Annotated in this window: 7 protein-coding genes; 4 read left to right on the forward strand and 3 right to left on the reverse strand. The window is 48.3% G+C overall.

Going from position 1 to position 11,518, the window contains the following annotated elements:
- Window positions 1–274 precede the first annotated feature (274 nt).
- On the forward strand, window positions 275–2,797 hold the full coding sequence (locus tag ICL07_RS12975; RefSeq protein WP_188088328.1) for an AfsR/SARP family transcriptional regulator: 2,523 nt from the start codon (window positions 275–277) through the stop codon (window positions 2,795–2,797).
- Window positions 2,798–3,150: 353 nt separating this feature from the next.
- On the opposite strand, the gene ICL07_RS32695 is transcribed toward ICL07_RS12975, so the two are convergent.
- Window positions 3,151–4,074 (reverse strand): helix-turn-helix domain-containing protein, encoded by a 924-nt coding sequence (locus ICL07_RS32695; RefSeq protein ID WP_188088329.1) that lies wholly within the window; start codon window positions 4,072–4,074, stop codon window positions 3,151–3,153.
- 164 nt (window positions 4,075–4,238) lie between these two features.
- Between ICL07_RS32695 and ICL07_RS12985 the strand changes: the two genes are divergently transcribed.
- Both ICL07_RS12985 and gyrB read left to right on the forward strand, forming a co-directional pair.
- On the forward strand, window positions 4,239–5,918 hold the full coding sequence (locus tag ICL07_RS12985; RefSeq protein WP_188088330.1) for a hypothetical protein: 1,680 nt from the start codon (window positions 4,239–4,241) through the stop codon (window positions 5,916–5,918).
- A 122-nt stretch (window positions 5,919–6,040) separates the two neighbouring features.
- Window positions 6,041–8,020 (forward strand): DNA topoisomerase (ATP-hydrolyzing) subunit B, encoded by a 1,980-nt coding sequence (gene gyrB, locus ICL07_RS12990; RefSeq protein WP_188088331.1) that lies wholly within the window; start codon window positions 6,041–6,043, stop codon window positions 8,018–8,020.
- A 164-nt stretch (window positions 8,021–8,184) separates the two neighbouring features.
- On the opposite strand, the gene ICL07_RS12995 is transcribed toward gyrB, so the two are convergent.
- On the reverse strand, window positions 8,185–9,402 hold the full coding sequence (locus tag ICL07_RS12995; protein WP_188088332.1) for a tetratricopeptide repeat protein: 1,218 nt from the start codon (window positions 9,400–9,402) through the stop codon (window positions 8,185–8,187).
- Between the two features lie 3 nt (window positions 9,403–9,405).
- A complete protein-coding gene (locus ICL07_RS13000; protein ID WP_188088333.1) occupies window positions 9,406–10,740 on the reverse strand; it encodes an ATP-binding protein in 1,335 nt (444 codons plus the stop codon).
- Window positions 10,741–10,945: 205 nt separating this feature from the next.
- Between ICL07_RS13000 and ICL07_RS13005 the strand changes: the two genes are divergently transcribed.
- On the forward strand, window positions 10,946–11,497 hold the full coding sequence (locus ICL07_RS13005) for a hypothetical protein (protein ID WP_188088334.1): 552 nt from the start codon (window positions 10,946–10,948) through the stop codon (window positions 11,495–11,497).
- The last annotated feature ends 21 nt before the right edge of the window (window positions 11,498–11,518 follow it).

Consider the following 11,518-nt stretch of genomic DNA (forward strand, 5'->3'; position numbering starts at 1 on the left):
AATTATCGCCCTGCAAGTAAGCCGTGGCGGGTTAACAGGCAGATTAACCGGGGATTAACAGCGGTGGTTAACAGGAAAAAAAGCGATGAATAAATTATGAAATGCGTGTTTTATCTTTTAACTTAACCCTAGAGAAGTTTCTTAAAACAAAGTTAACTTCGATATCAGAAAACTTAAGCGTTTAGACTTTAATTTGCCACGTTATAAAAGCCGGACAGCCCGCCTTGTTATTCGAACAAATGAAAAAAAGACTTACAGGATTGTAAGGGAGCTTATGTACAGATATATAGTCTTTTTCCTCATATCCTTTTCACTCGTTATTACCAGCCGCGCACAGGGTGGTTACGGGCTTGCCTTTGCCAGTAAAAATATTGCACAGGAAGACCGTACTTCACTGGACCTTACGCCTGAAAAACCCATGCAGGTAAAAGGGGGCTACAGCTTATCCTTTGACCTGTCTTTCCAGCCTTTTTTCCGGTCGTACTTCGGTTATGTATTTAGAATTACGGACGAAAAGCATCAGAATATCGACCTGATATATAATGTCCGTACAAAGGCATTTTATGTGGTCACCGGGAATGCATTTTCAGGTATTTCCTTCGCGATTAGTGCTGACAGTTTACTGCATCAGTGGAACAATATCCGCCTGGATGCCAACAATGAAGCACATACGCTGGCCGTTTCCGTGAATGGCCGGCCAGTGGGTAAAATCCAGAGCGCTGTTGTTTCCGGCAGTTCGCTCCGGATATGTTTCGGCGCCCATTACCGCAAAACATTCCGCACATTTGACCTGCCCCCTATGCGGATAAGAGAAGTAAAAATGTTTGCCGGGAATACGCTGCAACATCACTGGCCGCTGGACCAAACGCGGGGGCATACCGATAAGGATCTCATCAACGGGCAAACCGCCGAGATCAAAAACCCTGTGTGGATGCGGCCTGCCTTTACCTCCTGGCAACAAACGGATTCCTTTATTGTAAAAGGGAATGCCAACGTAGCCATGGATGCAGCCTCCGGCACTATCTACATCAATAGCGACGATAGTCTTTATGCCTACCATTGTTATACACATCATACCACCGCACAATACTCACCGCATATATCACCCCCAGGGCTACACGCAGTTGTCAACCCGGTTGACCGGCAGCTTTGCCAACTAAAGCCCGACAGTCAACAGGTGAGGATATATGATACCCTTCATCATGTCTGGAACGGTGTGATGGACACACTCAGCGCCACTGTTTACTGGCATTCCAATCTCTTTTTCTCCCACTACGACAGTAGTGTGTATATCCTGGGAGGATATGGCGACTTCCGGTATAAAAATGAGGTACGCCGTTATCATCCCGGACGCCGGCAGTGGGATCGGGTAAACATGGGAGGCGATGTTTTCACGCCCCGGTATCTGGCCGCGCTGGGACATAACAAAGCAGGAGATACAGCGTATATACTAGGGGGTTATGGCAGCACTACCGGCGATCAATTGCTTAATCCGCATAACCTGTACGACCTGGTATTGTTTGATGTAAAACGCCGCAGCTTCCGGGCTATCTATCGCCTGAAAGAGCCGGAAGAGCAGTTTACCTTTGCCAGCAACATGATACTGGACACTGACCGGCAGGAATATTATGCCCTCACTTTCCCCAACGACCGGATGAACTCATCGCTGCAACTGATCCGGGGTTCGCTGAAAGAGCCGGTGTATACCGCCATGGCTACTACTATTCCTTTTGATTTTTATGATATCCGATCATCCGCCAGGTTGTTTTACACACCTGAAAGCGATGAGTTGACAGTAGTGACCTTATTCTCCCTGAAAAACAATACCACGCAGGTACGTATTCATACCTTACAGTTTTCGCCCTATGGCCTGGGGGCGCCCATGCCGCCTGGCAAATCAACACCGTTGTATCTTGTCCGGATTATCATTGCCATAGCAGTAGTAGTGGCCTTGTTCTTACTGGCGTTGGGCATTGCAGCACTGAACCGCCGGAAAATGCCCCCGACAGCACCGGCGCCGGTTGTACTGGCAACGACGATACCCGCGCCTGTGCTTACCGCTACTCCGGCGATTGCCGTTACCGTAGCTTATCCCGGCGTACAGTTATTTGGTCATTTTACAGTTACAGATAAAGAGGGGCATGATATTACCCGCGCCTTCAGTCCTTTGCTGAAAGAGTTATTCCTGTTGTTGTACCTGCATTCATTACCTGGCCGGAATGGTATTTCATCGGAAAAAATCAATGATATACTGTGGCCGGGAAGAGCGCTGAAAGATGCCAAGAACAACCGGTCTGTCAACCTCGTCAAACTGAAAAACCTGCTCGATAAAATCGGTGTTTACACGTTGGTCAAAGACAATGAACGGTGGCTTTTCCGGTTTGAAGATCCGGCTGTGCATACAGACCTGGACGATTATTATATCCTGCAGCAGGATGGCGATCATATCTCCGCGCTGACCAGCATTTTAAAACGGGGTCCTTTTCTGCAGGAGACTGAATACCCCTGGCTGGACAAATTCAAGGCTGATATAAACGAAAGGAGTACCACGCTGTTAAGCGCTTTCCTGGAGGAAACCCCGGACGCAGCGCCGGCGCTGGTACTGGAAGTATGTGAGGCCATCCTCTATGCCGATTCGCTTCATGAAGAAGCCATCAGGCATAAGTGCAGGGCGCTGGTTTCCCTAAGGCAGCATACCGCTGCGCGAAACCTGTATGCGTCGTTTCTAAAGGAATATAAAAGTACCTATGGAGCAGCGTATGAGCTGGAATATGCCGAAGCTATTGCGCATTGCTAAAAATTAAAAGCCGCCCCGCAGAAGCGAGGCGACTTTATAAAATCTGGTCGAAAACTTCTCTGGTAATTCAACTTGTGTTTCCCTGGTGTTTGATAAAGAACGCAAGTCTAAAATTTATGGCTTTACTTTTTGTATCACCGGAAAAGTTTCTTCCCATGGTCAAATCTAATAAGGAAGCTTGGAAGGGTCACAGATAGATATCTGTCCGTCGTTTTAACAATACAAAGTAACGACGATATTCGCGGCGGCGGTTTTCAATTCGGGAAAAGAAATGATCAAAGCGGGAAATTGCAAAAAAAATGCTGATAGCGGGTGGCTATCAGCATTTATAAAAACTTCTTTCTAATTGATTATCAACGAAGTAATAACTCACAAGGTTTTAATCCTGTATGTTTTTTAAAGGCGGTGGAGAAGTGGGAGATGCAGGAATAACCCATGAGCATTGCTACTTCAGACACAGACATTCCTTTTTCGTACAACAGGCCCTTGGCCTTTTCCATTCTTTCTTTCTGGAAATAGTCGTAGATGGTGGTACCATACATGGCTTTAAAGCCTTTTTTCAGGTAACATTCATTCATGGCTACTTTACGGGCCAGATCACGGATGGTGATGGGGGAATCCAGTTGTTCCAGTAAGATACTTCTTGCTTTTTCAATTTTCTCCCGGTCTTCCAGGTGCGTGAGGAAGCGGCAGCCATAACGTTCGTCGGGATCGTTCTGCATGAACTGGTCGGAGCTGTACAGCAGTAAGTCCAGGGCCCGGCTTTGCAGGAAGATGTTCTTCAGCATGCCTTCGTAGTTGTGGTGTACCATTGTTTCCAGCACTGACTTGGATTTGGTGCAGGGCTGGATGGTTTTCACGAAAGGTTTGCGTGCCTGGTTCTCAAAAAGGGAGAACGAGGTCGTATTTTTCTGAAGCGACTGAATAAATGCTGGCTGGAATCTGACAGTGATCAGGTCTACAGAAGGGACCTTATCCTTACAGGCTTCCTTATCGCCCTCTGCACACAACTGGTCGGTGCAGGCGGGATTTTTACAATATTTGCTGCCGGCCACACAATAGCGCAGTTCTATTGCGGCGGACTGCCCTCTTTTAGCCGGTTGGTATACCACCATGGCTACGTCTTCCACCGGCAGCGGTTTGTCGTAAACAAAGCGCTGCAATGTAAAGTCCAGGCAATCCGGGACAGTCACGCTATCCTGCTCCGCCAGCTGTAGCTGGTCGCTCATGGCGGGCTGCGGGATGGCTAATGCCAGTATTTCCTGAATTTCTTTCACTTTACCTGATGTTTTAAAACCGGGACAAATTTAACACTTCCAGTTTTAATCAAATACATTTTGACAATACACTTACAAAGCATTCCTAACATAAGGAATAACTTTCACGTATTTGGCGGCTGTTATATCATGCAATTGGTATAAATTTCGTTTATTCATGATAGATGGAACAAAGGAAAAGGAAATTACCCAGGATCATCAGGATAATATTAACCGCCCTCGCCATACTGCTGGTATTGGTGCTGTGTACGGGTTGGTATCTTAATCAGCACTGGACCAAGCTGTTACGCAAGGAGTTATCGGGCTATGTAACTGACTTGTCCGATAGCTTGTACATTGTACAATACAAGGACCTGCATCTCAATGTGCTTTCCGGCAGCCTGACCGTGGAAAAAGCCTCTATGACGCTGGATTCCGCTGTGTACCGCAGGATGCTGGCTGCTCATCGTGCCCCGGAAAACACCTATCTCATCAGTGTAGAAAAACTACAACTGCGCTACTTCAGACCGTGGCGGTATTTCATCAAAAATGAACTGAATGCCGGTGAACTGATCGTCACCGGTCCGAGTATAGTGATGGACCAGAACAGCACCGTGCGGGATACCACGCGGCCCAGAACAGCCTATGAGAACATCTCTACCAAGATGAAATCCATTTTCATCGGGCATTTCCAGCTGGACAACACCCATTTTAAATATGTATTTACCCGGCGCGATTCTTCCCGGGTGATCCATCAGTTCCGGAACCTTCGGATAGGGGTAAACGATTTTTTGATTGACTCTGCTGCATTGCATGATCCTACCCGTTACCTGTATGCCCGCAACTATGAAATAGGGATGCGGGATTATATGAACCGCACCCGGGACAGTCTTTATTGGATATTTGTGCGCGGTATCAGCTATGACGCAGCGGAGAGAACGCTGAATATCGGTCAGTTTGAGGTACAGCCCCGGTATGACAAGGCTGCGTTCCAGCAGCGGACGGGTGTACAGCAGGACCGGTACGAACTGTTATTTAACGACATCCGGGTACAGGAGCTGGACCCGCGGTTATTGCTGCAGGAGCAGCAAATCTGGGCCCGTCGTGTTAATATCGGGAATGGCAAGGTGCATATTTACCGGGACCGGACCTTGCCCATGCCGCCGGGCGACAAACTGGGGCAGTTTCCTAACCAGGTATTGCAAAAGCTGCATATACCCCTGAAAATAGATACCCTGACCGGTAATAATATGGAATTGCAGTACGCAGAGCTGAGCCCTTTGACCCAGCAAACGGGCGTGCTCAATTTCAGTCACGTTCATGGCCGGTTTACCAATATCACCAATATTGATTCTATGGTGGCTCGTAACAAGCATTGTCTGGCCGATTTTGACGCTATTTTCATGCAAAGTGGTAAGCTGCGGGCGCATTTCGATTTCCTGTTGAACAATCCGGCCGGCCGTTTTGCCGTCTCCGGCCAGTTGAAGAACATGAATGGCAAGGACCTGAACAGCGTTACCCGGCCGTTGGGCATGATTGAGATCCGGTCCTGCAATATCCGGGACCTGAATTTCAACATCCAGGGCGACGAGCGGAAGGCGGCCGGTAGTGTGACCCTGTTGTACGATAACCTGAAAATCGCTATCCTGAAGCAGGATAAGGACCACCACAGCTACCGCCGTAAGGGACTGATGAGTTTTGTGGCCAATGTGATGGTGATCAAAGACAGTAATCCGTTAAATGGGGAGAAAGTGCGGGTTGCCACGCCCACCCATACCCGGGATATCCAGAAGTCATTTTTTAACCTCGTGTGGAAAACATTATTTGCCGGCGTGAAGGAGACCGCGGGGGCCGGAAAATTATAGTGCAAAAAAGTGGTATCCATCCCACCCAAAAACAGCTATTCTTTTATGGAAATAAGGCTTATTTTTCGTATTTTTGCGTGATTGTCTACCGATTTTGTTTCTAAACGATTTTACACCAACATATGAGCGAAGAATTAGTGCAAGCAACCAGCCCCAGCAACGGTTATGATGCGGGGAGTATTCAGGTATTGGAAGGACTGGAAGCGGTGCGCAAGCGTCCGGCCATGTATATTGGCGACATTGGCATCAAAGGACTTCACCACCTGGTATATGAAGTCGTGGACAACTCCATTGACGAAGCCCTGGCTGGCTATTGTAAAAATATCGAAGTAACGATCTGCGAGGATAACTCTATCCGTGTAAAGGATGACGGTCGTGGTATCCCTACCGGTATCCACCCGAAAGAAGGCCGTTCCGCCCTGGAAGTGGTAATGACCGTGCTCCATGCCGGCGGTAAATTTGATAAAAACACCTATAAAGTATCCGGCGGTTTGCACGGGGTGGGTGTCAGCTGCGTAAACGCGCTGAGCTCCGTACTGCATGTAACCGTACAAACGGAAGGTAAACTGTTTGAACAGGAATACCACCGCGGTATCCCTCAGTATTCAGTACGGGAAATCGGGGTTAGCGAAACCACCGGCACCACCGTACACTTCAAACCGGATGGCGAAATATTCAAGGAAACGACCTACAACCGGGAAATCCTGGCTGGCCGTTTAAGGGAACTGGCTTACCTGAACCGTAAGATCAACATTACCCTGTCTGACGAAAGAGAAAAAGACGAAGAAGGCAACATCTTCAAAGAAACCTTCTACAGCGAAGGCGGTATCCGCGAATTTATCCAGATGCTGGATAAAAACGGTCGCCGTAACCCGCTGCTGCCTGCCCCTATCTACGTAGAAGCCCATGATGCGGCCTCCAACGTAGCGGTGGAAGTAGCCCTGGTATACAACGATGCCTTCAGTGAAAACATCTTCTCCTACGTTAACAACATTAACACCATCGAAGGAGGTACACACGTAGCCGGTTTCCGCCGTGCCATCACCCGCGTGTTTAAATCCTATGGCGATAAAAACAAACTGTTCGAGAAATCCAAGGTAGAAGTAACCGGCGATGACTTCCGTGAAGGTTTGAGCGCTATCATCAGCGTGAAAGTACCCGAACCACAGTTTGAAGGACAAACCAAAACCAAACTCGGTAACTCCGACGTAATGGGTGTGGTAGATAGTTCTGTAGCCGCTGTACTGGATGCCTTCCTGGAAGAAAATCCACGTGAAGCAAAAACCGTTATCAACAAGGTGGTATTGGCTGCCCAGGCCCGCGAAGCGGCCCGTAAAGCCCGCCAGCTGGTACAACGCAAAAGCGTAATGACCGGCAGCGGCCTCCCCGGTAAACTGGCAGACTGCTCCGACAACGATCCTGAAAAATGCGAACTGTTCCTCGTCGAAGGTGACTCCGCGGGTGGTACTGCCAAACAAGGCCGTAACCGTAACTTCCAGGCTATCCTGCCACTCCGTGGTAAGATCCTGAACGTGGAAAAAGCCATGGAACATAAGATCTACGAAGACAACGAGATCAAAAATATCTTCACTGCCCTGGGGGTAACCATCGGCACTGAAGAAGATGATAAAGCGCTGAACCTGTCCAAACTCCGTTACCACAAGCTGGTGATTATGACGGATGCCGACGTGGACGGTAGCCACATCGCCACACTGATCCTCACCTTTATCTTCCGGTATATGAAAGCGATGGTGGAACAGGGTTATGTATACATCGCCCAACCGCCACTGTACCTGGTGAAAAAAGGTAAGGAACAAATCTACGCCTGGACAGAAGAACAACGTAAAGCCGCTACCATCCAGCTGGCTGCCGGTGGTAAAGAAGACAGCGTAAACGTACAGCGTTATAAAGGTCTTGGTGAGATGAACGCAGAACAGCTGTGGGAAACTACCATGAACCCCGACAAACGTACCCTGAAACAGGTTACCATCGAAAGCGCTGCCGAAGCAGACCGCGTATTCAGCATGCTGATGGGCGATGAAGTACCCCCACGCAGAGCGTTTATCGAGTCTCATGCGAAGTATGCGAAAATCGATGCATAAACCCAGGGCTGAAGCCCTTGGCTAAAGATTTCGCTGATTAGTGGATATTAGTACGAAGAATAAAAAGAGGATCGCCCATTGATATCTTATCAATGGGCGATCCTCTTTTTTATTTTGGATATAATATAATGATCTCCGCTAATCAGCGAAATCAGTATTAATGTTTATTCCCGGGATATAATATAATTAGCCAGCAGCTGGTATATAAATACCCCTATCAGCATAATAGCCACAAATATATTGGCGTAATCGTTGGTGATAAAGGCGAAGATAATACCTAACAGCCCGATGACTGCCAATGCCAGCGTGTATATCCGGAAGATCTTTTTGTTCTTCTTTGATTCCGGGGTGTACATACTGGAAACCGGTAATAACAACACACCGGAGCAAATGGCGATAGACAGCAGTCCCGGAATGGAAGTGATCCAATACCCGGCGGCCGCCAGCAATGCCACCAGCAGCAGGCATCCTACGATGGTGGATACTTTGGTTTGCTGCGGTGTAAGGGCGTAACGGCCATAAGGATTTAACCGCAGGAACAGGTTGCTCACCGGTGCTATCAGCCAGGTGGACAAGGCCACCAACGCCAGTAACACATACAAGGGGAAAAATACTTTGCTGGCAATTTGTGTCAGGATAAAGATGCCGCCAATAATCAACCATTGGATGCCGGCTTTCTGTCTGCCCATAAAAAAGGCGTAGTTCAGGAACTGACGATACAGCCAGTAGCGGGCTTTCATCGCCTGTACCATGCCGCTCTTGGCCCATTGCTGATTGGGATCTAACTTCAGGGATTCCCTGAAATGTTCCAGTGCCTTACGGTGATCGCCGGCCTCCAGCCATTTCCAGCCCAGGTTGGCGTGCGTATAGGCGTTCTCAGGATTATGCTCCAGCGCCTCGTGCAGGTTGGAGAAAGCCTCTTCTTTTTTACCCATGTTAAATAAGGCGTTGGAGCGGAGGTTGAGGCAGACCAGGTTTTCCGGGTCTATGGCCAATCCTTCCTGCGCCTTCTGCAACGCTCCGGGGTAGTCCTTTTTAAACAGCAGTATCTGGCTCCACATACCGAAATAATCGGCCTGGTAAGGGTGAATAGACACCGCCTCGCTGATAGCCTGTATAGCTTCGTTGTACTGGTTTTTATTGAGCGCCATACGCGCCTTCAGGTACAGGAACCGGTCATCGTGCGGGGCAAAGCCCAGTGCGTTGTTGATCACCTGTTCGCCTTCTTCCATTTTGCCCATTTCCAGATAGCAGATCGCCAGCAGGAAAAGCGCATCGATATCATTGGCGCTGGTACTGAGATGTTGTTTCAGGGTAGTCAGTGCATCCTGGTAACGCCCTTGTTGCAACAGCAGCTGGGCACGCTGAATGAGTACAGCCATACATTATTTCTTTATATCCAGGTATTTCAGCACATCGTCGTACAGGCCCGCCTCGTTGGAATACAAGGCATAGTTACGGGCTGTATTAAACCATTCCCGGGTAGTGGGTTTATGTGATTTGACGGCTTTCACCAGTTCTTTTTGCGATATAGGCTGTGGTGCGCCTTTTTGGAGCGCTTCCAGCAGTTTGTCTTCCACGGCGAGGTCCACGATGGCTTTCAGATCGGCGCCGGAGTAGCCTGCCGTAGCTTTAGCCAGGGCTTTATAATCCACGTCCGACACAGGCTTGTTGCGTAGTTGCAGCTTCAGGATGGATTCGCGGCCGTCCGTGTCCGGAGGAGCCACGAAGATAATACGGTCAAAACGGCCGGGGCGGCGGAAAGCCGGGTCCAGGCTCCAGGGCGCGTTGGTAGCGCCAATGATCAGCACGTTTTCATTATTGGCTGCAATACCGTCCATTTCTGCCAGGAACTGATTGATCAGGTGACTGGCGCCGCTGTTGCGCATGGACGTACGGTTAGCGCCAAGCGCATCTACTTCATCGAAGAAGAGTACGCAGGGTTTACGCTGACGGGCCAGTTCAAAGAGCGCATGCAGGTTCTTTTCACTGTTGCCGATCCACATGTCCAGCACGTCATGTATGCCTACGTTGATGAATTCGGCCTGTATTTGTCCGGCTGTAGCTTTGGCCAGGTAGGTTTTACCACATCCCGGAGGACCGTATAACAGAATACCGCCGCCGGCTTTTTTGCCGTAGGCTTTATATAGGTCAGGGAACTGCAGCGGTTTGATAATTTTCAGGTCTATCTCCTGTTTCTCCCGGTCCATACCGCCTACGTCGGAGAAGTTCATCTCTGGTTTTTCCAGGGTGAAAATTTTATCCGGATCTTCATCGATGTTGTCCTCTTCATCAAAAGAAGAAGAAGCGGGTTGTTGTTGCGGCATGCGGAACTGCGTGTCCAGGGCTTCATCACGGAAACCCGGATTGAGTTGCAGCAGATGCTGATAGATTTCTTTGGCCGACTGGAGCGAGTTTTCTTTGACAAGGATACGGCAATGAAGCAGGAGCGCATCGAAATGATCCGGCTCATGATGTTCCAGCTGTTCCAGTACAACTATAGCGGCAGAATATTTTTGCTGATGATAAAAGGTACGGGCCAGTCCCAGTTGAGCAACGGTGTGGTCCGGCGACAGTTCCAGTACTTTGCGGTACTGTTCTTCTGCCTGCACATAATCATAATCCTGTAACAGCACCTGGGCCAGGTGTAAGCGCAACGGCACATTTTCCGGTGAAAACTGCACTGCTTCCTGTAATTGTTTAACTACTTCCGATGACATAATGTGCTTTTATTCATTTAAAACTTCAACAGTAATAATACGGAATTACCCCACAAAAATATTGTTAATATTGACGCTCGCCGTTTCTGCAGTCCTGTTACCTTCCCACTTATTCATTAATATTTTATTTAATTTAAAAATTATTACATATATTGCAGATGAATTTATCCCTATGCCCGTATATTAACCGGTACACCTATTTCCTATGAGCATAACTGGCAGCGGCGTTATTTGCCGGGCCAGCACCGGTTTACCTATGCAGCGGCGACAACAGAGCATTAAAAAATCAGCATATATGCGTTTAAAAATCTTCGTATGGGCCGTTATTGCCATCTTCGCCGGAGTTGGACTTGCCGGTTGCAGTAAAAAGAAAGACGTGACACCAGAGGGTTACTTTACGTTCAAGGCAGGGGATGCAGCCTATCGCTCCAATTCTACACAAGGGGTTATTTCAGACACGGTCGTTGCCGGTAAAAAGACACTGATCATTGACGGAGTAACCAATAATTTCGGCAAACACATGGAACTGATGATTACTTTCCCGGACGGATTGAAGACCGGGCAGTATAACGAGAGCGCCGCCGTTATGACGCTGATGGATATTCAGCAAAAAGAGACTGGTTTTATCACTAAAACCATCTCCATCAAACTTGAAAGCATTAATAGTAATCAAGCGGAGGGAACCTTCTCCGGCACCTTAATTAGTGGTGAAATAGAAAAACCTTTAACGGACGGGACTTTTAAAGTCTACTTTTAAGAAACACCGTTTTAAAAAACG

It is taken from the genome of Chitinophaga qingshengii (genome assembly GCF_014529935.1).
In the GTDB taxonomy this organism is placed as follows: Bacteria; Bacteroidota; Bacteroidia; order Chitinophagales; family Chitinophagaceae; genus Chitinophaga; species Chitinophaga qingshengii.

What these genes read in the sequence shown, in the direction of transcription:
- ICL07_RS13000 (WP_188088333.1), bottom strand. Translation starts at nt 10,740, where the DNA reads ATGTCATCGGAAGTAGTTAAACAATTACAGGAAGCAGTGCAGTTTTCA.
- gyrB (WP_188088331.1), top strand. Translation starts at nt 6,041, where the DNA reads ATGAGCGAAGAATTAGTGCAAGCAACCAGCCCCAGCAACGGTTATGAT.
- ICL07_RS12995 (WP_188088332.1), bottom strand. Translation starts at nt 9,402, where the DNA reads ATGGCTGTACTCATTCAGCGTGCCCAGCTGCTGTTGCAACAAGGGCGT.
- ICL07_RS13005 (WP_188088334.1), top strand. Translation starts at nt 10,946, where the DNA reads ATGAGCATAACTGGCAGCGGCGTTATTTGCCGGGCCAGCACCGGTTTA.
- ICL07_RS12985 (WP_188088330.1), top strand. Translation starts at nt 4,239, where the DNA reads ATGGAACAAAGGAAAAGGAAATTACCCAGGATCATCAGGATAATATTA.
- ICL07_RS12975 (WP_188088328.1), top strand. Translation starts at nt 275, where the DNA reads ATGTACAGATATATAGTCTTTTTCCTCATATCCTTTTCACTCGTTATT.